The sequence below is a fragment of the Imperialibacter sp. genome, assembly GCF_040222385.1.
GTDB lineage: Bacteria > Bacteroidota > Bacteroidia > Cytophagales > Cyclobacteriaceae > Imperialibacter.
The window spans coordinates 39107-62215 of sequence record NZ_JAVKDF010000021.1 but is presented as its reverse complement, the minus strand read 5'-3'; the positions used below and the strand labels follow the sequence as shown (position 1 = coordinate 62215).

Genomic DNA, 23109 nt, shown 5'->3' with positions numbered 1-23109 from the left:
GTTCCGTAGGTGCTTACCTTTGCTCAAACAGATTGCGCATGACAAAAGCCCTGGATAGGGTAAAGCACCTATTTTTTTACATTAATTTTAATAGATAGAGGTTAATTCTATATATTTGCCCGGCGATTACCACCAATATTCCTGCAGCTTTTTATTCACCAGCAAAAAGTGGCGCTTTGTTACATGGAACTCCTTTCGAAAGGAAAACGAATGGGTTCAAATAATAAAAGGCCGTGTTTAAAAAGAATCTTTTCTAGATGGTATTAATTTTTAATTGCTTAGACCTATCGACTAAAACAGGAGTATGGATATATTAGACCTTATTTCGTTGCTGATTTTCCTGTCAGCTGCCTTCACTCTAGTAAATATCACCTACCTTAAACTACCGCATACCATCGGTTTGATGGCTATTGCGCTTGTGATGTCTGTCGTGATATTACTGCTTGGCTTGATTTTCCCTTCAGTAAGTGACCTGGCTATCCAAATCATGGAGGATTTCGACTTCAAAGAAGTGCTCCTGAATGTCATGCTGAGCTTTCTGCTCTTTGCTGGCGCCATGTCGATTAACCTGCGAATGCTTTTGCAGGAAAAGTGGCCCATTTTGATTTTGGCGACCATTGGTGTGCTTGTGTCTACCTTTATTGTAGGCACGCTGATGTATTACGCCTTCACCTTTGTAGGATTTGAAATCACGCTGGTGCACTGTTACCTTTTTGGTGCACTGATATCGCCTACAGATCCTATTGCAGTCCTAGCCCTGGTCAAAAAAGCCAATCTTTCCAAAAACCTGGAAATTAAGATAGCAGGAGAATCGCTGTTCAATGACGGCATTGGCGTTGTTGTGTTTCTCACCATCATGGGAATTGACGAAAGAGGAGGAGCCGATTCGTTTGATGCACTTGAGGTGGCGGGACTATTTGCCAGAGAAGTAATTGGCGGATTGGGTATTGGAGCTGTTTTTGGCTATATGGGACTTAAGCTACTCGACTTCATCGACAATGATCATGTGGAGCTTGAGGTGTTGGTAACCCTTTCTATGGTGCTGGTTTGCGCCAGGCTTTCAGAAATGCTACATGTCTCTGGCCCACTGGCAATGGTAATCATGGGACTATTTGTGGGCAACGAGGGCAGGGGAGATGAGTTTGCCAGTGCCACGGGAGAATACGTGTATAAATTCTGGCACTTGCTCGATGAATCATTGAACGCCATTCTGTTCATTTTGGTCGGCTTCGAAATGATAGTTATCAGTCAAAGTTTTGTGGTCGATTATTTTGCACTCGGACTAATGTCAATTTCGATTGTACTGGCTGCCAGGTTTATCGGCGTGGCCTTGCCGATAGGCATTATGAAACGTTTCCGACACTTTGAAAAGAACACCGTAGCTATCCTCACATGGGGAGGGTTAAGGGGCGGATTGTCAGTAGCAATGGCTCTTTCTCTTCCCGATTCTATCGCTGAAAAGGATCTTATACTTTCTTGTACCTATTGTGTGGTTGTGTTCTCCATACTTGTACAAGGTTTAACCATTGGAAAACTTATAAAGTCATAGTGATTTTCATTTACTTTGTAGTGTTTTTAGCATAGTAACATTAATTATAAAATGAGATTAAGTTTAGCAGAAGGACTATTGTTAATCGCCCTTGATGACAATGAGGGCAGGTTGTTGGCAGATGCCGAAAAAGGCATCATAGACGCTTTGGTAGCCGCAGGGATTTTTGAACTGCACTTGCTGCGTAAAATTGGTTTTGAGGGAGGTAAAATCACCATCAAAGACACGACTTCCTCAGGCAACAAAATACTCGACCACATACTGAGCGGCGTCGGCCAAGGGGGCAAATCAGTAAAGGACACAGTTGTGAGCCTTGCACCTCAAATGAGATCTCTCTATGAAATGTGTATCGATTTACTGATTGGCAGAGGTATTTTGAAGAGGGAAGCAACCCGCTTGCTATGGATACCTATTTCTGAGCGTATGGACAATGCGAATTATGCCTACGAGAAGGAAATCAGAGATTCGTTAAAGTCAATTGTATTGAAAGGAGTGAAGCCAACTCCGGCGTTCGTCATTCTTGCTTCATTGCTGGGGAGTCTGGAGATTCTTGACGAAGTGTTTAGCGACAAAGATGAGCTTATCGATGCCATCAAGTTTGCTAAAGACTCGGTTCATTCAGGTGGATTGCCTCCTGAAGTTGCCAGTTCTCTGGAGGAGGTAAAAGAGCACATTGCGGCGCTTTAAAGGGAAAACTACTTATCGATTTTAAGTGGTCTGCCGACGACGACAGATGAGTCGTAAACGGTAGGTACATAGGGAACATCGGGGTTGTAGATATGAATCGGGTTTCTACAATTCCCTTTGTGTGCCATAAAGCCAAACCCTTCATGCGGGTGATTTCTGTCCATCATCAGCATCAGATATTCGCAGTTGTCGACCATGATCACAGTGAAGTGATATTCTCCCTCCTCACGAATTTCCCCCATGGAGATGCTGGTCTCTGGATTAGCATCTCTGTTTTCACATCCTAAGAGGACAAGTGAAGCCAAAGCCAGCGATAGTCGTGCGATTTTGAATGCCTTCATAGGATCATAGTTTTTTAACATAGCCTTCGTCAATCTGGAAGACATTGCGGAGGGCTTGATATGACTTCTTGTTGAGGATCATAATCATATAATCTCCCATTTCTATTTTCTGCTCATCAGTTGGGTTTTTAAGGAGCTTCCGCTTGCCACCAGCCTCCAGTTTGCTCAAGCCGATCAGGATTACATTGAATCGCTTTTTGATGTCAAAAAACACTGCCTGATAGGGTTTGTTGAGGTATGGATTCTTTTCGGTTACAATCAATTGCTTGATATCGTAGTCTCCGTCAGTTTCAGCAATCGACATGATGTCTTCGCTGTATTCAGCCACATCTGGCTCAAACATGTAGCTGGCAAGTAGCTTGGAGGCTATTTCGTTTTTGGAGATGGTGTTTGTTACTCCTGCCGTTAGGAATGTGTTGCGCAGGTTAGCATTGTCGAGTGTCACAACAAAACGTAAGCTGGAGTACAGCTTTTTCAAATTCAGTACATAGACCAGTTTCTCTGTGTCATTTTCAAAGTTAATGAACACGATTGAAGAGTCTTCAATATTCGCTTTCGACAACATATCGAGGTTTTGATAGTCAGCATAAAGCGTGTAGATGTTTTGTCTGGCGCTCCGGTACTTCTCCTTAATAATATCGATGTCAGTGGCTTTGTCAGTTATGATAGCTACTTTTTTCCCTACCCCAACGAGCTGATCTGCGACTGCTTTTCCAAAATCGTTCCATCCAATGATAATAGCATGATCTTCGAAGGAAGTGCCGCCATAGCCCAATTTGCTATTTTCTTTAATAGTTGTCATAAGTGTTGTGAATTGACCAATTAAAAGACCATAAATACCCAGGCTTATAAAGAGGAATATATAGCCAATAACTCTTCCATAAATAGTTATTGGATAGATGTCTCCGTAACCAACGGTAGTTAGTGTCACTATTGAGAACCAGATGGCATTCGAAAAGTTTGTTATCGAGGCCTGATTGCTGTCATTTTCGAATTCCACCAGCAGAGCTATCAGGATAAAATAGATCACTAGCCCTCCTGCAATTTCAAGGCCATGTTTTAGGTGTTTATTCTGTTGATCTCTAGCAGCCACTTTTGGTCGATTAGCTCGGAACTGTCTTCCGCATTTTTTAAGGTATCAGGTTGTTAAAATATGACTTATTGCCCTACTGATCAAAACGATTGATGTAATTTTTCAAGTCGCTGATAGAGACAATGCCAAGCTGATTTGCCAACTCCTCTCTCATCATCAGGGCCGTTGTATTGTTGAACCCAAACGAAGGCAGCATTACAACACCAAAGTCTTCTTTTAATTCTCTATTGGTAAAAGTATGAATCTTTTCCGGTGATTGAAGCAAGGAGTCAATAACAGTTTTGTCGGGCTGAACGAAAACCAGCAAAGCTGTGCCTGTGTATTCGGGATAAAGCTTGATGTCGCCGCTAATGAAGGCATCGAAAAGTAGCTTGGTGCCTCCGAAGCCTAGCTTTAGATCGGTTCGGTAGGAGGTAGTAGCTTCGATATACCTCGAAAGAAAAGCTGCCAGGATGTAGCTTTCCGTGAAAGCTTTGGAGCCAATAACCAGCCTTTCTTTGCCGGACGCAGAACGATTGTTAACAAAAACTCCCCTCGTTACTGCTGAAAGCAGGCTATCGGCAGCCTGCTCGATGGTGAATTCATGCTGATCGACCTTCAGGTTAAGGTACGCAATCAACTCCTTTGGTATCTTGCCCTCCAGCTTTTCAAGAGAAGCTTCCAGCAGTGGATACTCTTTGAGCGTTGCCAGCTTGACAATGGGTGCGGCATAGTAGGGCGGAAAATAATGCAGGTCGTCCTCCAGTACCCGGAGGTTGAAGGACTGAATTCTGCCATCAGTGGTGAAGCCAGCAATAACGTCGGCTTCCTGGTTCTTCAGCGCTTCGTACATCAGTGTTATTTCCAGCTCTACTGCTGGTAGTTGCAGGTCATAAGCTTCGCTTAGCCCAGGCCAGCCATCAGCCCTGTTCATAAATTCCGAGTTGAAGCCAGCGACCAGGCCTACTTTATTGTTGGTTTGACTCAGGCTGGCCCAGACGGGGTAGATGCTTACCACAATAGCCATTCCCGCAATAAATGGCCACAACCTCTTTCTTACATTTTTCTGCACAAGCGATAGTGCATAGTCCAGAGAAATGGCCAATAGCGATGCCGGAATGGCTCCAGCGAGGATCATAGAAGTAGAGTTGAGAGTGATCCCCCTAAAAATAAACTCTCCAAGTCCCCCGGCACCAATAAGTGCGCACAAGGTAGCTACACCAACATTGATTACCGTGGCTGTCCGGATTCCTGCAAAAATCACCGGCAGCGCCAGGGGAAACTCTACTTTCATCAGCAATTGATAGCGTGTCATGCCCATCGCAACGGCGGCCTCTCTGATATTTGCATCAATATTCTGAATGCCCGTGTAAGTGTTCCTCACTATGGGTAGCAATGCGTATAAAAACAGCGCTACAATGGCAGGCAGCTTTCCAATGCCAAGGAAGGGAATGAAAAAGCCAAGCATGGCAAGGCTTGGGATGGTTTGCATGACTCCGGTGACACCAATGAAAAAGCCCGCCAATTTCTGATTCCTGGTGAGACCCAATCCAAGACTTATTCCGGCTACACAGGATAGAAAAATGGAGATCCCCGAAAGCCACAAGTGCTCCATTGCTTGCTCACCTATTTCGCCAATATTATCTTTTAGAAACTCGATCATCAGTCTGCTACCAGTTGGCTTTCGAATTTGAGAAATGAAGCTTTTAAGTCGCCCACAAATGCATGCCCTACAAGCCCGCTGTCGTCGATTATTTTTACTTGTTGTTGGTCAGAATTTACCATAGAAAATATCCGGCTGAATGGCTTTTCATCTGTATGACAAATCAATACCTCTTCTGCGGAGTCCTTCGCAAATGCCAGAAAGGAAATGACTTCTGAAAGTGCCACTTGTGAAAGTTTGAGCGACCATGCATCTTCCCCGATGAAGCCCTTAACCAGGTTGCTCGTTGAATTGAATAGAAAGTTTCTGGGTGTGGCTTTTTTAATGATTTTCCCCTCGTCAATGAGTGCTACCTCATCACCCAGATAGAAAGCTTCTTTGACGTCGTGAGTGACCACGATCTTCGTCATTTCTTTGAAGATGCTAAGGTGTTGAAAGTCGGACTGTATCTCCTTTCTTATGATTGGGTCTAGCGCCCCGAAAGGCTCGTCCATAAGAAGCAACGATGGGTTGGCGGCGAGAGCCCTGGCTACACCGATTCGTTGCTGCTGCCCACCGCTCAACTCATGCGGGTACCTCGAGGCGAACCGTGGCGGTAGTCCCATTTGCTCCAGTAGCTCCGATACCCTTGACGAGGTTTTGTCTTTCGGCCAGCCAATCAAAGCCGGCACGGTCGCTATGTTTTGGGCCACAGTCCAGTGCGGAAACAAGCCAATAGCCTGGATCACGTAACCAATGTTCCTGCGGAGTTCCTCCACTGACCGGTTGGCAATGTTTTCTCCGTCGATGAGAACATTTCCTTCATCGGGTTCAATCAATCGGTTAATCATTTTCAGGAGAGTGGTTTTGCCGGAACCACTCTTGCCGAGTAGCACCAGTGTCTGCCCCTTCGGAACTAAAAGAGAAACATCGTTTACTACAGGTTTTTTGTGGTAGAGTTTAGTAATATTGACCAGTTCGACCATTATTTTACTTTCGATAAAAGTGAAATTAGGTCATTCGCCTGCTCTTTGCAATCAAGGCTTGTATCTTTAGTCAAAAAGCCCCTTTTTAAGAATTCGTTTAAAAGACCGTTAACTGAAATGAACAGACATACGTATGATTTTGGAGTGATTGGAAACTGCGCTTTCACAGCTCACATCCACAAAAACACTAATATAGTTTGGATGTGTTGGCCAAGATTTGACTCCAGCTTCATTTTTGGAAGTCTGATTGACGAGGAAAAGGGAGGGGAGTTTTCTGTGATCCCATGTGAACCAAATGCAACTTTTAATCAGTACTATATTGAGAACACCAATGTGCTTTGTACTGAGGTGGAAGCCGCTGACGGTAAATTTCTTGTAACTGATTTTGCGCCCAGATTCTACCAGAACGACAGGTATTACAAGCCGTTGATGATGGTAAGAAAAATTGAACCGATTCAGGGAAATCCAAGGATAAAGGTGGAGTGTGAGCCCAGAGGTGACTACGGAAAAATAGTGCCAGAACAAAGCCAGGGAAGCAATCATATCAGGTTTTTGGGCCTCGACGGCAATGTGAGATTGACAACAAATATCCCACTTACCTATGTAATGGAGGATGAGGCGTTTGTGCTGAATGAAACCAAATACCTTGTATTTACTTTTGGTCCCCCACTTGAAGCCCCTTTGGTAGCAACTGTAGAAGCTTTTTTGAGCCGTACGATTAACTATTGGAGAAATTGGGTAAAGAGCACGTCGATCTATGATTTTTACCAGTCTCAGGTGATCAGGTCAATGCTCGCTTTGAAGATACATCAATACGAAGATACGGGCGCCATTTTGGCTGCCACTACAACCAGTTTGCCTGAAGCTCCCGGTACTGGCCGAAACTGGGACTACAGATTCTGCTGGATGCGGGATACCTACTATACCCTCACTGCTTTTAATAGTATTGGTCACTTTGAGGAGTTGGAAAAATACTTCCAGTATATTCTTAATACAAGCGCTACACACAAAGGCCGACTTCAGCCCCTTTATGGTATTAGTGAGAGCTCTAATTTGATTGAAGAGATCCTGCCACTCAAAGGTTACATGGGCAATGGGCCGGTTAGGATAGGCAATGACGCCTACACACATATTCAGAATGATGTTTACGGTCAGGTACTGGTTTCTTTGTTGCCGCTGTACACCGATCGTCGGTTTATTGGAAAAGAACGTTCCGATTCGTTGAAACTTGTATATCAGGCACTCGAGATGATCGAAAACACCATGGACGAGCCGGATGCGGGCCTGTGGGAGTTCCGTAATCTGGCGCAGAAACACTGCTACACCTATCTGTTTCACTGGGCAGGGAGCGCTGCTGCAGTCAAGATAGCTAAGCACAACGGCGATCAGATAATGGGAGTGAAGGCTCAGAAGCTGATGGAAAGGTCAGCCAAAAAAATAGAAGAGTGCTATGTGCCGTCAAAGAAAGGATATGCCCAGGCCATTGGTGTCGAAAGGATGGATGCCAGTACCTTGCAGCTCATCATGATGAATTATTTTCAAGGAGACACCAAGCGGGCCAACGACCACCTGATAGCCCTGGAGGCCGAATTGAAGGGGAAAGGTGGCTTGTTTTACAGGTATAAGCACGTGGACGACTTCGGTAGCCCAGAAACCACTTTCCTTATTTGCGCCTTCTGGTACGTAGAGGCCTTGGCTTGCGTAGGCCGTCTGGATGAAGCGATCAAGACTTTTGAAAACACAATTGCTTATGCCAACCATGTGGGACTGCTGAGCGAAGATGTGGCAGAAAGTGATGGGAGCATGTGGGGCAATTTCCCACAGGCTTATAGCCATGTGGGACTCCTGAATGCCGCTAACAGAATTGCGAGAAAGCTGGATAGCCCTAGTTTCCTTTAAACAATATCCGCTAGTTGTTTTAATAGCTTGCGTACGTCTTCAACGGACGGGATATTAAATTTGGCTGCAGAATAGGTGCTGCCTACTTTTATGGAGTATGCCTTGTCGGGCATGCTCTTGAAGGTGTCCTCGTCGGTCCAGTCATCGCCAACTGCTAGCACGAAGTCACTTGGAAACTTTTCCAGCCAAAGTGTGGCAGCCCGGCCTTTGTTAATTTCAGCATTTTTCACTTCCACCACTTTGTTGCCTTCCAGCACATTCAGCGGCATATTGGCAGTGATGTATTTCAGGTGGCTGGTCAGCTCACGTGTTCTGAGCTCCCCAAGCCCGGTTTCTACCTTTCTGTAGTGCCAAACCAGAGAGAATTCCTTTTCTTCAACAAATGAGCCCGGCGTCCTGTTAACGTACCCTTCCATCACTTCCATGATGTTTCTTTTCCAGGAAGCGTCCATGGCAGCAATAGTTTCCCATTCAGAGCCGATTTCTCTCAGCCACGCACCATGCTCTGTAATGAAGTCGACGGGGTATCGGCCCAACCAGCCTTCCAGTGTTTGCCTGTCACGGCCACTGATGATGACCACCCTGTTCTTTTTGTTCGCCGTTAGCGACTTGATAATACTGTGAAGTTCGGCGTCAGGAATCGCATGCTGAGGGTTGCCAGAAAAACCAGTCAATGTGCCGTCGTAATCGAGGAAGATAAGCCTGGTGGAGGCCTTTTTGTAGTCTTTGAACAGCTTTTGCGAAGTTTCCTTGTCAACAAGTTTCGTTTCGAGACTTTTTTGCTCAGCTTTTACCAGCCCAAGCCGGTCGAAAAACAGATTGACCCAATGGTGAATATTGTACCGCTTGAGCGACTCCTGCATGCTGGTCATCCGGGTAATTTGCTCGCCTTCAGGCATCGTTAACGCCTGATGGATCGCTTCTACCTGTTCCTCCATATCGTTAGGATTGATGAGGATAGAATCGGAGAGCTCTTTTGATGCGCCCGCCATTTCGCTAAGGATAAGGACGCCTTTTTTGTCGAGTTTGCTGGCGATGAATTCTTTGCACACCAGGTTCATGCCGTCTCTCATAGGCGTTACCAAAGCAACATGGGCCATTCTGTAGAAAGCCGATAAAGATGAAAGTTCAAATGACCTGTAGAAGTAGTGAATGGGTGTCCAGGCAAGTCTGCTGAATTTTCCGTTGATTCGGCCAACCAATAGGTCAATTTCCTCTTTCAGTTGCTTATACATTTCCACCTGATCTCTGGAAGGTACCACTATCATGACAACAGATACTTTGTCTCGCCATTCGGGATATCGTTCCAGAAACATTTCGAAGGCCCGAAGTCGTTGAGGGATTCCCTTTGAATAATCAAGTCTATCAATGGAAAGCACAAGTTTTACATCTCCCAGCGAGGCTCTGAACTTCACCTCTTTCGTGAGTGTGTCGGGGTGGGAGGCTTCGCTGGCGTATTTGTCGTAGTCAATACCCATTGGCAATGCATCGGCCATTACTATTCGGTTATTGACCGTCATTTTGCCATTTGAATTGCCAAAACCTGCCAACCTGTTTACCGACGACAGGAAGTGCCGCATATCGTCATAGGTATGAAAACCGAGGAAATCGGAGCCCAGCATGCCAAGCAGCAACTCACGGCGCCAGGGCAGGAGCCTGAACGATTCGAAAGACGGGAAGGGTATATGTAGAAAAAAGCCGATACTGATGCGTGGGAACATTTCACGAACCATCTGAGGCACCAGCAGTAGCTGATAGTCGTGAATCCAGATGGTGTCATCGGGTGAAGCAATTTTGGCTATTTCTTTGGCAAACTTTCTATTGACCTTTTGGTAGGCTTTCCACAGACCGGTGTTATAGACAGCGAACTGATTGAAATAGTGAAAGTTGGGCCAGAGCGTTTCATTACTAAACCCCTCATAAAACTCCTCAATCTCCGTTTGAGTGAGAAACACGGGTGCCATGTTGTCTTTCTTGAGCTGGGCTGTGATTTTCGTCTTGTCTGATTCTTTCTTTATCGGTTGCCCAGGCCACCCCAGCCAAATATTGTTTCCCTTCTTGTAGATAGAGCCCAGGCCAGTTGCCAGGCCTCCTTCGCTTGGTCTTGTCTTAAATTCGTTCTTTTCAATTTTTATTTTGACCGGAAGACGGTTAGAAACAATGATGGTTTTTGGCATACTTAGAGGCTGCTTATTTTGTAGATCACTAATATACAAAGAAAGGCAACGCCAAAAGAGTAAAGCTTTCTAAAACTCAATTTTTAGCTCTATTATTATCAAAATAGCAATTATTACTCTCTTCGTTAGGAAATAACTAACCGAAACTACTTTTTGTTGAATCCCCGAAGTTTTATTTCGGTCAGCCTTTTCTTCGTGTCCATTGGGAAATCTCCCCGCATCATCCAGTCGTAGTAGGAGGGCTCCTGACTGAAAATGTCTTCAACTGCACGGCCTTTGTGCTTTCCAAAATTGAATACCTCAATGCCTGCATCGTTCCTGACAATTCTGCCTGCCAGGTCGACCATGTTGCTCGCCGTGATTTCGTGTAGGGCAGCCACGTCGTTGGCTACTTTTCCCAGATGCTCCCCACGAGTGCTGACTACTTCCTGCCCTTCGTACCTTTCTACCTGAGCCAAAAGTACTTCCAGAGTGGCCATGGTGTCGGCTTCAGCGCTGTGTGCGTCCAATAGTTCCTTTCCGCAGTAGAACTTATAAGCTGCTGCCAGTGTCCTCTTTTCCATCAGGTGAAAAATTTTCTGAGCATCCACGAGCTTCTTTTTACTTGGATCGAAGTCAACGTCCACTCTCAGGAACTCTTCCACAAGCAATGGCACGTCGAACTGTAAAATATTGAAGCCGGCCAGGTCGCATCCTTCCAGAAAGGCAGCGTACGACTTGGCCACTTCCTTAAATGTTGGGGCGTCTTTTACGTCATCATCATAAATGCCATGGATAAGGCTGCTTTCAAGCGGGATTGGCATTTGTGGATTGATCCTCTGTGTTTTCGTAACTCTTTCCCCGGAGGGAAGTAGCTTCACAATGGAAATTTCTACAATCCTGTCGTTCGAAATATTGATCCCGGTTGTTTCCAGGTCAAAAAACGCCAGGGGGTTCTTAAGTTTGAGTGTCATTTACTAGGGTTGAGTAAGTTCATTGGCGAAGGCTTTCATATCGGTTCCTTCAAAATTGCCTGAACTCATAAAAAGAAAATTTGTATCAGCGCCTTTCGACTCTTCGAAGAGCGTCTTCAGTTTATTGATGTTAGTAACGAACGTGAGGTCATTTCTGTTGAATGATTTGCGCAGAAAAGTCTCATCAATTTCGGAAATACCCCTGGCTTCAAGGACGTGAGGATTGATGAACACCACAGCTTTGTCGGCTGCGTTAAGGGTGTTTTTATAGGTGGGGATAAAATCTTTGTTGAGACTGCTGAACGTATGCAACTCAACGGCAGCCACCAGTTTCCGGTTGGGGTATATCTTTTTTACCGCTTTAACGGTAGCATCCACTTTGGATGGAGCATGTGCGAAGTCGTAAAAAACCGTCGTAGAATTGCTCTCAGCAACTTTATTAAGCCTTTTTTCGGCGCCGGTGAACGTGACCATCGCTTCATAAAAGGTGTCTTTCGGAATGCTTAGCAGTTTGACTAAAGACAAAGCAGCCTGCATGTTGCTCATGTTGTGGTCACCAAATATTTTGAGTTCCAGCTCCTTGCCTCCGTAGTTAACCACCGTTTTGCCATTGACGACAGAATGAGGATGCGTGCCATAGGCCACTCGTTTTACATCCGTACGTTCCTTGCCTGCAATAACCACTGCCAGGTCATCCATTTCATTATATATAAGTGTGCCGGCTTTTGGAGTAGCGTCGGCAAATTTATCAAACTGCTTTACATAGTCGTCGAAGGTGGGGAACACGTTCATGTGGTCCCATGCCAAACCTGTAATGATGCCGATGTGATGATCGTATCTTAAGAACTTTGGCGTCGGATCAAGCGGGCTGGCGAGGTATTCGTCCCCTTCTATAATGATGATGGGTGCGTTACTTAGCCTGATGGTGCGTTCAAAACCTGGTACATGAGCACCCACCACGTAATCGAAAGGCTTTTTGGCGTGCTGAAGCACGTGCATGATCATCGCTGTAACGGTGGTTTTTCCGTGACTGCCGGCTACTACTATTCGTTGTTTTGCCCGGCTTTGCTCCAGTATGAAATCAGGGTATGAGTAGATTTTGATTCCCAGCTCCTGGGCCCTGGCCAGCTCCGGGTTGTCTTTTTTGGCATGCATGCCCACTACCACGGCATCCAGCTCTTTTGTTATTCTGCCGGCATCCCATCCAAATGTAGCGGGGAGCAAACCATGTTTTTCTAAATTAGCTCTTGAAGGGTTGTAAATTTCATCGTCCGAACCGCTTATTGCAAGTCCTCTCTCTTTAAGTTCTATAGCGAGGTTGTGCATGACAGCACCACCAATTGAAATAAAATGTATCCTGTGAAGTTCAGCGCTCATGTATCAATTTTAACAAAACCAAAAATAGAATAATTAGGGCTGTCAGCAAATATTACTTTGCCCAAAAAGGACTTCCTTAATTAAATTGAATGTACGGACAATGATATGACCCTCGTGAGTGTTAATAACTTGTTATTAAGATAGGGATAACTTGAGCTCGTTCAGGTTCGATTAAAGCGGGTTAATTTATAGGTTTGTCAACCTTAATTTTCACCTGAGAAAAACCAAAATAGTTGAATGGATAGTTTACCAATTTCCCGGTCGCAACCGGTCGGAAAAAGAAGAGTTTCAGTCAATGAATTGTCGGCGCAACTCGGCAAACTACCACCGCAAGCTATAGATTTGGAAGAGGCCGTCTTGGGAGCTTTGATGCTTGAAAGGGACGCACTCACCAATGTTGTAGACATACTCAAGCCGGAGAGCTTTTACAAAGAAGGCAATCAGGAGATATACAGAGCCATTCTGATGCTCTTCAACGACTCTCAGCCAGTCGACCTGCTCACGGTTACCTCCCAGCTTCGGAAAAATGGGAAACTTGAAATGGCTGGCGGGGCTTACTACGTCACAGAGCTTACAACCAAGGTCAATTCGGCAGCCAATATTGAGACTCACGCCAGGATCATTACTGAGCAAAGTATCAAGCGAGACCTGATACAAATTTCCTCTGAGGTGCAGCGGGATGCCTACGACGAAACGGTGGACGTGTTTGAGCTTCTGGATAAAACAGAGCAGCACCTTTTTGAGATATCAGAATCGCATATCCGGAAGAACTTTGAAGGGATGGATAACCTGATGCACAGGGCCATTCTGGAGCTGGAAGCCAAGAAACACCATAAGGACGGACTCACCGGTGTACCTAGCGGCTTCACGGCACTCGACAGGATGACATCAGGCTGGCAACCTTCGGACCTCGTTATTCTGGCAGCCAGGCCGGGTATGGGAAAAACTGCATTTGTAGTCTCAGCCATGCGGAATGCTGCTGTCGACTTTCAAAAACCGGTGGCGATATTTTCTCTTGAAATGTCGTCGATTCAGCTGGTCAATCGTCTCATTTCTGCTGAAGCCGAGCTTCCCAGTGAAAAGATCAAAAAGGGTTCTCTTGAGGAATTTGAATGGGCACAGCTGATCCACAAAACGGACGGACTGGGCAAGGCACCAATTTTTATAGATGACACGCCTGCGTTGAGTATCATGGAGTTGCGTGCCAAGGCGAGACGACTGAAGGCCAAGCATGATATTCAGATGATTATCATCGATTACCTTCAACTCATGAAGGGAGACACCTCTAAAGGGGGTTCCGGCAATCGTGAACAGGAGATTGCGTCTATTTCAAGGGCCTTGAAAGGCATTGCTAAGGAATTGAACGTGCCGGTTATCGCACTGTCGCAGCTTAGCCGGGCCGTGGAAACCAGGGGAGGGGACAAGCGCCCAATGCTTTCTGACTTGCGTGAATCTGGTTCGATCGAGCAAGATGCTGATATGGTAATTTTCCTCTATCGCCCCGAATATTATGGTATTACGCAAGATGAAAATGGCATGCCTACCCAAAATGTGGGTGAGGTAATCATAGCCAAGCACAGAAATGGATCGCTGGATACTGTGCAGCTCAAGTTTATTGGCAAATTTACCAAGTTTGCTGACCTCGAAGACAATAGCGGATTTGGTTTACCACCTTCTGGTAATTTCCGCCCGTTACCGCCTGATCCTTCAAGCACCATTACCTTGCAAAGCAGAGCGAATTCTCCTGATGGAGATTCCGAAAATGATCATACATTTGAGGATAATTCACCCCCATTTTAGATATTGGCTGTATGAAGGCACTTAAACTAGTCAACGAAACCGCCGACCATGTTAAATTGGTTGATATGCCTGAGCCCACACCCGGAAAAGGCGAGGTATTGATAAAGATGCAGGCAGCTGCCCTGAATCATCGGGATCAGTGGTGCAGGGAGGGAAAATACCCCAATATCAAATTTGACGTGGTGCTGGGCTCCGATGGTTGTGGGGTGGTTGAGCAGCTCGGCCCTGATACTGACGAAACCTGGAAGGGCAAGTCTGTGATTATTAACCCCAATATCAACTGGGGAAGCAATCCAGAGGTGCAATCTGCTCAGTATCGGATTCTTGGTATGCCGGACAATGGCACACTGTCGGAATATGTGGTGGTGCCCGTTGATCGGTTGTTTGAAAAGCCAACGCATTTAACTCCAGAACAAGCGTCGGCGCTGCCTTTGTGTGGGCTAACCGCTTATCGGGCGCTTTTTACCCGTGGTAAGCTAAAAAGAGGGCAAAATGTGCTGGTGTCTGGTGCGGGTGGTGGAGTGGCTGTTTATGCGTTGATGTTTGCGAAATTGGCAGGTGCCAATGTATATGTTACTTCCGGCAGCAAAAGCAAAATTACGCAGGCAGTAGCCCTTGGTGCGGTGGAGGGCTTTGATTACAACAACGAAAAGTGGGCGCAAACAGCGCTGAAATCTTCCGGTGGATTTGATCTGATTGTGGACAGCACTGGTGGACAAATGATTAACCAATATCTCAGAGTATTAAAGCATGGAGGCCGGGTAGTTATTTATGGTGCCAGTTCAGGAATCCCCAAAACACTTGATGTGTTCAGGATCTTCTGGAATCAGCTAACTATTCAAGGCTCCACCATGGGCAATGATCAGGAGTTCGAACAAATGATTGATTATGTGAACCGAACTCAAATGCTTCCTGTAATTGACTCTGTTCGCCCGTTTTCCGAGGTGGTGACTGCCTTTGACAAAATGAAGCAAAGGAAGCAATTCGGAAAGCTGGTTGTTACGTTCTGATTTACAAACCTTCTTCGATTTGAAAGTTCATGTAAGCATTTTGCAACTCTGCCAGTGCTTTGGTTGCCTTTTGAGTTTTGGCCAGGTTGATGCCATTTTCGAAAGTTGCTGTGGCCTGTTCCGTAAGCCCCATTTCCCAAAACAAGTGGGCCGCCTGATAATAGGTAGCTAAATAGTCGGGGTGTGCCTCCAATAACTGATCAAAATATTCTTTGGCTTTCACGGGAGAATCAGTTCTATATTCTGTGGCGAGCGCATATAACAAAAAAGGGTCTTGTGGTGTTTCTTTAAGGAAAATTAACAGCTTTTCTATCCTTTCGTTACCCATGTTCACTCGTTTTTATTTTTACCCCAATTGGTTAACTTCACGACGAAATTAGTGTTTATACAATTAAGCAACATCAACTCATTTAAGGAATTGGCAAGCCTCTCATTTTGCGCCAGAAAATGGTAGACCGCTCGTAAATTTCAAAGCGCCTGCGAGGCACTGGCCGAAGCCTGAATAATAAAACCAGATATGAAGATATTAGTCTGCATTACCCACGTACCCGACACCACTTCAAAAATCGCTTTCACAGATGGTAACACCAAGTTTGATAGCAACGGAGTTCAATATATAATTGGCCCTTACGATGACTATGCTCTAGCAAGGGCAGTTGAGCTAAAAGAACAAACCGGTGGAACTATTACCGTTTTAAACGTAGGCACAGTTGAGACAGAGCCCACGCTTCGCAAAGCACTGGCAATTGGTGCAGACGACGCCATCAGGGTGAACGTGGCTCCGTCGGATTCATTTTTTGTTGCGGCCCAAATTGCTGAAGTTGCTAAAGCTGAGAGCTTTGACCTGATCCTGATGGGAAGAGAATCTATTGACTTTAACGGGGGCATGGTGCACGGGATGGTAGGCGAACTGCTTGGCATTCCTTCGATATCGCCAGTAATGAAGCTGGATGTGGAGGGTAGCAAGGTAAAAATGACACGTGAAATAGAAGGCGGAAAGGAATTGCTTGAGGCAGAGTTGCCTCTGGTAGCAGGTTGCCAGGAGCCTATTGCCGAATGGAAGATACCAAATATGAGAGGAATCATGTCGGCCCGAACCAAACCACTAAAAGTAGTTGAGCCGTCAGCGATTGACGGTCTCACAGTGACTGAAAACTACGAGCTGCCGCCTGCAAAAGGCCAGGTGAAGATGATAGACAAGGACAATGTAGGAGAGCTTGTCAGGCTTTTGAAAGAAGAAGCAAAAGTGATTTAATTGTTTATTAACCCGAAAAGAAATTAGATATGGCAATATTAGTTTTTGTAGAAACTGCCGATAAAAAGATAAAGAAATCCTCACTTGAGGCTGTGAGTTATGCTGCGGCTATGGGCAGCGATGTCGTTGCTGTGGTGTTGGGCCAGGTGGAAGGCGGCGAGCTGGAGAAAATTGGAAAAAGCGGCGGCACCAAAGTGCTTCACGCCGACGATGCCAAATTGAACGAGGGCGTAATTCAGGCCTATGCAAGTGTGCTGGCCGAGGCTGTGGGCAAAGCTGGGGCCGATACTGTTGTGTTAGCTAAGTCGTCGCTTGGTGATGCCGTAGCCGCCAGATTATCGGTAAAGATAGGGGCAGGCCTGGTTTCCAACGTCGTGACACTTCCTCAGGGCAATAAGGTAAAACGCAGCATCTATACAGGCAAGGCCTTTGCTAATGTTGAGCTAAAGGGCAGCAAAAAGATCATTGCCATAAAGAAGAATGCAGTTCCGCTAAAAACTGATGGTAGTGCAGCCGCAGTAGAAAAATTCGCCCCTTCTCTTAGTGATACCGACTTCAAGGCAAAGATTACTTCGCAGGAAAAGGCCAAAGGCAAGGTGCTTCTGCCGGAGGCCGACATAGTAGTGTCGGGCGGAAGAGGCTTAAAGGGGCCTGAAAACTGGGGTATGGTAGAGGAGCTGGCTGATGCACTTGGAGCAGCTACGGGATGCAGTAAACCGGTGTCTGATATGGACTGGAGACCTCACCATGAGCACGTTGGACAAACGGGTGTGAAAGTAAGTCCATCTTTGTATATTGCTATAGGCATTTCAGGCGCTATTCAACATCTTGCAGGAGTTAATTCGTCAAAGTATATTGTGGTGATCAATAAAGATTCCGAGGCTCCCTTCTTCAAAGCGGCTGATTATGGTATAGCTGCCGATGCATTTGAGGTAGTTCCAAAACTAACTGAAGCTATTAAAGCGTTAAACAACTGATTTTTTGTGGATAAATTAAAGCTGGAAATTTTAGGTCTTTCTTCAAGCCAGTCGCAATCTGGCTCTTTTGCGCTTGTTTTAGGTGAGGTTGGTGGAAACAGAAGGTTGCCCATTATCATTGGCATGTTTGAGGCTCAGGCAATTGCCATAGAAATTGAGAAAATAGTACCCAATAGGCCAATGACGCATGACTTGTTCAAGTCTTTTGCGCACAATTTCAATTTCACCATCAAAGAAATAATCATTTCTGACCTCAAGGAAGGCGTTTTCTTTGGGAAAATAGTTTGCTCAGATGGCTTCAGAGAAGTGGAAATAGATGCCAGGCCGTCGGATGCCATTGCTATCGGACTACGTTTTGGTGTCGAGATTTTCACCTATGAAGCGATACTGGCTGAGGCTGGCATAGTGCTGGGTGAGGAAGATGAAGAGGAAACTGATGAGGCACCAAAGGCTAAGGCATCCGCTTCCAAGGCTAACCCTAAAGGGTTCATGGACAAGCTGAAAGACTTTTCTATGGACAAACTTCAGGAGTTGCTGACAGAAATGCTTGGCAAAGAGGACTATGAAAAGGCTGCAAAGATCAGGGATGAGATGAATAAGAGAAATTGATTATTACTCAAAATATTGGAATAGCGGTCACCCAATAAATGGGTGACTTTTTTATTTTTGGCAGGTTTGCCATAACAACTACTGAATGGACTATCTGAGAGGCCTGATCGGAATTCTGCTTATTGCGGCATTTGCTTTCCTTTTTTCAAACAATCGAAAAGCTATCGACTGGAAGCTCGTAGGGATTGGCATCTCCCTTCAGATAGTGTTTGGCCTGTTAATCACCAAAGTGGCCTGGGTAGCTCACCTGTTCAACGGTGTCAGCAGTGCCTTTGTCACCTTCTTAAGCTTCTCAGACGATGGTGCCCGCTTTCTGTTTGGCGACCTGGCCGGCGACACATTTGGTGTGATATTCGCCTTTAAAGTACTACCCACGATTATCTTCTTTTCCACGGTTTCTGCTGGTCTTTACTACCTGGGTATCTTGCAAAAGATTGTATTTGGGATTGCCTGGGTCATGTCGAGAACGATGAGACTATCTGGCTCTGAGGCGCTTTCAGCTGCCGGAAACATCTTCCTGGGCCAAACCGAAGCTCCGTTGCTTGTGCGCCCATTTGTACCAAAAATGACCAAGTCGGAGCTAATGTGCTTGATGACTGGAGGCATGGCTACGATAGCTGGTGGGGTGTTGGCTGGCTACGTGGCCTTTCTTGGCGGGAATGACCCGGTGATGCAAACCAAGTTTGCAGCGTATTTGCTTAGTGCTTCTATTATGAACGCCCCCGCTGCCATTGTTATTTCCAAAATCATAATACCCGAGGTTGAGCCTGAGAAAATCGACAGAAAGCTGAAGGTCAACCAGGAGTCTCTGGGCGTTAACCTGATTGATGCACTGTCGAATGGAGCTTCTGAGGGACTGAAGCTTGCTTTAAATGTCGGTGGGATGCTGCTTGCGTTCATTGCTGTGATTGCGGCCATCAATTATTTTTTAACAAACGTTGTGGGCGATATTACCGGGCTGAATGCTATGATCTCTTCGAGCACAGACGGTCGCTTCACGGGATTTTCGCTGGAGTATATACTTGGGCAGGTCTTTAGAATTTTTGCCTTTGTAATGGGAGTAGACTGGAACGAAACGCTTGCAGTGGGAAGCTTACTTGGACAAAAAACAGTCATCAACGAATTCGTTGCCTACCTGGGTTTGTCGGAGATGAAAACCGCTGGTTTGCTCTCCCCAAAAGCAATTGTCATTTCTACGTATGCACTCTGTGGTTTTTCTAACTTTTCAAGTATTGCTATCCAGGTGGGGGGCATAGGTGGAATGGCTCCCAACCAGCAGGGTAACTTGTCCAAACTAGGAATGAGAGCACTTCTTGCGGCCACGCTGGCTTGCATGATGACAGGTACTATAGCAGGCGCCCTGGTGGTTTATTAATCCGTAAAATTTATTTCATATTGAGGGCTGTTGGCTGATCGAAATTTTCCGGTACTTCACGGAAAATTTAACAATCATCGTTCGCTGAAATGACCGTGAACAGTTTTTCACTCTATCAACTTTCATACAGATCTGATACGTTCTATGATCAGGAGGGATTTTTGTTCGATACCCGACAATATAGCCTATTCAAATACGGCTGCCACGAGAGTGCCCAGGCCTATGCAAGCCAAATCGCAGCGCAACTTCTACTAGACTACGGACATTGGCAAAATGAACAAGTGATTGTGTGTGCCTCGGCTTACAAAGTAGCACCGACCGCCGCAGAGGCCATTGCTCAATTGGTGTATGAAGCGCTTCAAGCCTACTTTCCCTTCCTTCAAAAAGTAAAGGTCGGAAGAGAAACCGTATTCCCTAATGATTACGGATCGATGTCGGCGGCAGACAGGTTCTTACTCATGGACAGGAATGTCCTTACCATTGATGATCATCTTTTCAGAAAGAAGAAATTGATTTTGGTAGACGACCTCCGGGTAACAGGGGCTCATGAAAGAAAGATGACAGACACGATAGCGGGGGTAGTAGACGAAGTAGTCTTTGCCTACGTGGGCTCCCTGCAAGGAGACTTCCCGGCGTCGGTAGAGTTTGATATCAACAACACATCAATTGCTTCAGTTAATGATATTCTTACAATCATCGGGAAAGACATTTTTCACGTCAACGCCCGGGTGTGTAAATATGTGCTGTCTTACCAAAACCTGGTTGAACTTAGAACTTTTCTTCTTGAGATACCGGCTGCGGTGTTGAGTCGTCTGGATGAGTATGTTTGTGGAGACGGGTACCATCTGATGCCAGAATATGAGATTAATTATCTTCTGCTAAGGGAAGTGTTGGATGATAAGCCAGCCCTGCTTTCATTGGCAGTTTAGCACAAGGTTGGGGTCAGGACAAACCTTTTCGAAGAGACTTCTGTCAGACAAGGCGGCGACCCCCGGGTAGTCTCCAACCTTTCCCATCAGGTCGGTGATCAGTTGAAAGTGGAGGTGTGGCGGCCAGTTGCCATTTTCTTCGTTGTCGCCCAGTGTAGCAAATTTTGATCCTCGCTGGATTTGTTCACCGATAGATAAGCTGATTAATGACGACCGGCTCAAATGGCCATAGAGTGTGTAGAAGACTTGGCCATCCAGCAGGTGTTTCAAAATGATCGTGGGTCCGTAATTGGCGAAGCCGATATTGTCAGCAAAGCTCTCAACGAAGCCATCCAGCGGGCAATAAAGAGCGGTGCCAGCAGGTGCCCAAAGGTCAATGCCCAGGTGAAGGCTTCTTGGCTCACCTTGCCCGTCGAAGTGTTTACTTCTCCGGTATATTTCCCTGTGCTCCATATATCCACCCCAACCGATTTTTCCATCGAGCTGTTCTTCCATCCATTCGGTGAACACCGCTGTGTTGTTGACATCGACAGCCATCAACTCCTTGTTGTACCTGGACATGTCTACCTTTTTCAGGTTGGAGGTGTCGTGTACGCCTTTCATTACCTCATGAAAGCTGGATTGATGTTTTGAAAGAATTTCTTTGAGTTGCATAAAAAAAGCCCTTTTGATTTCAAAAGGGCTTCAAATTACATTTTTTGGTGTTAACTATCGTTGGGTTTAGGAGCCCCTTCGAGGATTTCCCTGTTGGCAAAGCTCTCATACTTTTTGAAATTATCGACAAAGGCTCTTGCCAGCTCATTGGCCTTTTTATAATACCTTTCATCATCATTCCATGTCTGCCTTGGACTAAGCACCTGGTAGGGTACTCCGGCGCATTCCAGAGGAATGAGGGTGCCAAATATACTATGGGGCTTGTAAGCCACTTGGTCGAGGTTGCCTTCAAGTGCCGCCGAGATCATCGCTCTTGTGTATTTGAGCTTCATGCGTTCGCCAACGCCGAAGGGGCCGCCTGTCCAACCTGTATTTATCAACCAAATATTGACCTGGTGCTTATCCATTTTTTCTCCAAGCATTTCTGCATAGGCTGTAGGGTGCAAGGGCATGAACGGAGCACCAAAACATGCCGAGAATACCATTTGTGGTTCGGTGACGCCCGTCTCAGTACCAGCAACCTTTGCCGTATACCCTGAGATGAAATGATACATAGCCTGTCCTTTGGTAAGCCTGGAAATAGGAGGTAACACACCAAAAGCATCAGCTGTTAAGAAAAATATATTCTTCGGAATGCCTCCAATAGAAGGAGAAACAGCACTTTTTATGTGACTAATAGGATAGGCTGTTCGGGTGTTCTGCGTGACCGTTTTGTCCATGTAGTCAACTTCGTGCGTGCCGGGAAAGAACCTGGTGTTCTCTACAATGGCACCAAACGATATGGCATCCCATATCTCGGGCTCTTCGTCCCGGGTTAAATTAATGACTTTAGCGTAGCATCCGCCTTCAAAATTGAAAACTGTCTTGTCTGTCCAGCCATGCTCGTCATCGCCAATCAACATCCTTTCAGGATCAGCTGAGAGGGTGGTTTTGCCTGTGCCGGACAGGCCGAAAAAGATAGCTGTGTCTCCTTCTTTGCCAATATTGGCGCTACAGTGCATCGACAGCACGTGGTGGTCGTGTGGCAGCAGGTAATTCAAAACTGAGAAAACACCTTTTTTCATTTCCCCGGCGTACGCTGTGCCGCCTATCAGAATCACTTTTTTGCTCATGTTGAGGATGGCAAAGTTTTCCTGCCTGACACCATCAGTTTTGGGGTCGGCTTTGAATTCCGGGATACAAATGATGGTGAAATTGGGAGCAAAGTTTTTGAGTTCATCCTTTGTTGGGCGAAGGAACATGTTGTGGCAGAATAGATTTTGCCAAGCAAGGGTATTCACGATTCGCAGATTTAGTTGGTAGTCTTTGTCGGCTCCTGCGTAAGCGTCCCTTATGTAAACCTTCTTTCCTTCCAGAAAGGTGACCATCTTATAATATAGCTTCTCGAAATGGGCTTCTGAGATAGGGATGTTGATATCTCCCCACCAGACCGTCTTCTCCGTTTTTTCGTCTTTCACAATAAACCTATCCTTCGGAGACCTACCTGTAAACTGGCCTGTGTCGCACATAAACGCTCCAGTACTGGTGAGGTGACCTTCCTGATTCGACAGTGCTTCCTCAATCAACTCGGCCGGGCTGAGGTTCCATTTTAGTTCTTTAGCCGTGCGTTGGAGTTTTTCCATCGGCGACCCGGAATGTGGCTCCCATGTAAAAACTTCAGGGGCTTTTGAGATTACATCTTGCATAAGGAATTTTTGGGTTATATGTTGTATTCAATGTAACTATCTCTTCAGTCAAAAATGTTGACGATTGTCAGCTCGGCAACAGATTATTTGCAGGTTTTGTATGTAGGCAATATTTTCATTACTTGCGTTAAT

General features: G+C 45.8%; 20 protein-coding genes. 10 read left to right on the top strand and 10 right to left on the bottom strand.

The window, feature by feature from the left end; all coding sequences use genetic code 11:
- Nucleotides 1-304 precede the first annotated feature (304 nt).
- Both RIG68_RS06560 and RIG68_RS06555 read left to right on the top strand, forming a co-directional pair.
- On the top strand, nt 305-1549 hold the full coding sequence (locus tag RIG68_RS06560) for a cation:proton antiporter (protein ID WP_151999923.1): 1245 nt from the start codon (nt 305-307) through the stop codon (nt 1547-1549).
- A gap of 51 nt (nt 1550-1600) precedes the next feature.
- Entirely contained in the window at nt 1601-2236 is a 636-nt protein-coding gene (locus RIG68_RS06555) for a GOLPH3/VPS74 family protein (RefSeq protein ID WP_350120130.1), read from the top strand.
- 8 nt (nt 2237-2244) lie between these two features.
- On the opposite strand, the gene RIG68_RS06550 is transcribed toward RIG68_RS06555, so the two are convergent.
- The 4 genes from RIG68_RS06550 to RIG68_RS06535 all read right to left on the bottom strand — a co-directional run bounded on the left by RIG68_RS06550 (nt 2245) and on the right by RIG68_RS06535 (nt 6277).
- Nucleotides 2245-2577 carry a hypothetical protein gene (locus RIG68_RS06550; RefSeq protein ID WP_151999925.1) on the bottom strand — a complete coding sequence of 111 codons (333 nt, stop codon included), beginning with the start codon at nt 2575-2577 and terminating at the stop codon, nt 2245-2247.
- Between the two features lie 4 nt (nt 2578-2581).
- The gene (locus RIG68_RS06545; RefSeq protein ID WP_350120127.1) at nt 2582-3670 is read right to left on the bottom strand and encodes a potassium channel family protein; all 1089 of its coding nucleotides are present in this window, start codon (nt 3668-3670) and stop codon (nt 2582-2584) included.
- 73 nt (nt 3671-3743) lie between these two features.
- Nucleotides 3744-5312 carry an ABC transporter permease/substrate-binding protein gene (locus RIG68_RS06540; RefSeq protein ID WP_350120124.1) on the bottom strand — a complete coding sequence of 523 codons (1569 nt, stop codon included), beginning with the start codon at nt 5310-5312 and terminating at the stop codon, nt 3744-3746.
- Nucleotides 5312-6277 (bottom strand): ABC transporter ATP-binding protein, encoded by a 966-nt coding sequence (locus RIG68_RS06535; RefSeq protein WP_350120121.1) that lies wholly within the window; start codon nt 6275-6277, stop codon nt 5312-5314. The genes RIG68_RS06540 and RIG68_RS06535 overlap by 1 nt, the downstream gene beginning before the upstream one ends.
- A 117-nt stretch (nt 6278-6394) precedes the next feature.
- On the opposite strand from RIG68_RS06535, the gene RIG68_RS06530 reads away from it, so the two are divergent.
- Nucleotides 6395-8176 (top strand): glycoside hydrolase family 15 protein, encoded by a 1782-nt coding sequence (locus RIG68_RS06530; RefSeq protein WP_350120119.1) that lies wholly within the window; start codon nt 6395-6397, stop codon nt 8174-8176.
- On the opposite strand, the gene RIG68_RS06525 is transcribed toward RIG68_RS06530, so the two are convergent.
- The 3 genes from RIG68_RS06525 to RIG68_RS06515 all read right to left on the bottom strand — a co-directional run bounded on the left by RIG68_RS06525 (nt 8173) and on the right by RIG68_RS06515 (nt 12683).
- Entirely contained in the window at nt 8173-10353 is a 2181-nt protein-coding gene (locus tag RIG68_RS06525; RefSeq protein ID WP_350120116.1) for a bifunctional alpha,alpha-trehalose-phosphate synthase (UDP-forming)/trehalose-phosphatase, read from the bottom strand. The two genes, RIG68_RS06530 and RIG68_RS06525, sit on opposite strands and share 4 nt — an antisense overlap.
- A gap of 146 nt (nt 10354-10499) precedes the next feature.
- Nucleotides 10500-11306: an exonuclease domain-containing protein gene (locus RIG68_RS06520; protein ID WP_350120113.1), complete on the bottom strand. Its 807-nt coding sequence runs from the start codon at nt 11304-11306 to the stop codon at nt 10500-10502.
- A gap of 3 nt (nt 11307-11309) precedes the next feature.
- A complete protein-coding gene (locus RIG68_RS06515; protein ID WP_350120110.1) occupies nt 11310-12683 on the bottom strand; it encodes a UDP-N-acetylmuramate--L-alanine ligase in 1374 nt (457 codons plus the stop codon).
- Nucleotides 12684-12920: 237 nt separating this feature from the next.
- On the opposite strand from RIG68_RS06515, the gene dnaB reads away from it, so the two are divergent.
- On the top strand, nt 12921-14483 hold the full coding sequence (gene dnaB / locus RIG68_RS06510; RefSeq protein ID WP_151999932.1) for a replicative DNA helicase: 1563 nt from the start codon (nt 12921-12923) through the stop codon (nt 14481-14483).
- A gap of 11 nt (nt 14484-14494) precedes the next feature.
- Nucleotides 14495-15493 carry a zinc-binding dehydrogenase gene (locus RIG68_RS06505; protein WP_350120107.1) on the top strand — a complete coding sequence of 333 codons (999 nt, stop codon included), beginning with the start codon at nt 14495-14497 and terminating at the stop codon, nt 15491-15493.
- A 1-nt stretch (nt 15494) separates the two neighbouring features.
- Here RIG68_RS06505 and RIG68_RS06500 read toward each other — a convergent pair whose 3' ends face one another.
- The gene (locus tag RIG68_RS06500; RefSeq protein ID WP_151999934.1) at nt 15495-15821 is read right to left on the bottom strand and encodes a tetratricopeptide repeat protein; all 327 of its coding nucleotides are present in this window, start codon (nt 15819-15821) and stop codon (nt 15495-15497) included.
- Between the two features lie 189 nt (nt 15822-16010).
- Here RIG68_RS06500 and RIG68_RS06495 point away from each other — a divergent pair, with 189 nt between their 5' ends.
- From RIG68_RS06495 to RIG68_RS06475, 5 genes are all read left to right on the top strand, one after another.
- Nucleotides 16011-16748, top strand: coding sequence for an electron transfer flavoprotein subunit beta/FixA family protein (locus tag RIG68_RS06495; RefSeq protein WP_350120104.1), 738 nt, complete (start codon nt 16011-16013; stop codon nt 16746-16748).
- A 29-nt stretch (nt 16749-16777) separates the two neighbouring features.
- Nucleotides 16778-17725 carry an electron transfer flavoprotein subunit alpha/FixB family protein gene (locus RIG68_RS06490; RefSeq protein ID WP_350120101.1) on the top strand — a complete coding sequence of 316 codons (948 nt, stop codon included), beginning with the start codon at nt 16778-16780 and terminating at the stop codon, nt 17723-17725.
- 6 nt (nt 17726-17731) lie between these two features.
- On the top strand, nt 17732-18334 hold the full coding sequence (locus RIG68_RS06485; RefSeq protein WP_151999937.1) for a bifunctional nuclease family protein: 603 nt from the start codon (nt 17732-17734) through the stop codon (nt 18332-18334).
- 85 nt (nt 18335-18419) lie between these two features.
- Entirely contained in the window at nt 18420-19709 is a 1290-nt protein-coding gene (locus tag RIG68_RS06480; RefSeq protein WP_350120098.1) for a NupC/NupG family nucleoside CNT transporter, read from the top strand.
- Between the two features lie 89 nt (nt 19710-19798).
- Nucleotides 19799-20638, top strand: coding sequence for a phosphoribosyltransferase family protein (locus RIG68_RS06475; protein WP_350120094.1), 840 nt, complete (start codon nt 19799-19801; stop codon nt 20636-20638).
- Here RIG68_RS06475 and RIG68_RS06470 read toward each other — a convergent pair.
- Nucleotides 20624-21292: a peptidoglycan DD-metalloendopeptidase family protein gene (locus RIG68_RS06470; RefSeq protein ID WP_350120091.1), complete on the bottom strand. Its 669-nt coding sequence runs from the start codon at nt 21290-21292 to the stop codon at nt 20624-20626. The two genes, RIG68_RS06475 and RIG68_RS06470, sit on opposite strands and share 15 nt — an antisense overlap.
- 50 nt (nt 21293-21342) lie before the next feature.
- Nucleotides 21343-22914, bottom strand: a complete 1572-nt coding sequence (gene pckA, locus RIG68_RS06465; protein WP_350120717.1) for a phosphoenolpyruvate carboxykinase (ATP) — start codon at nt 22912-22914, stop codon at nt 21343-21345.
- Nucleotides 22915-23109: the final 195 nt, after the last annotated feature.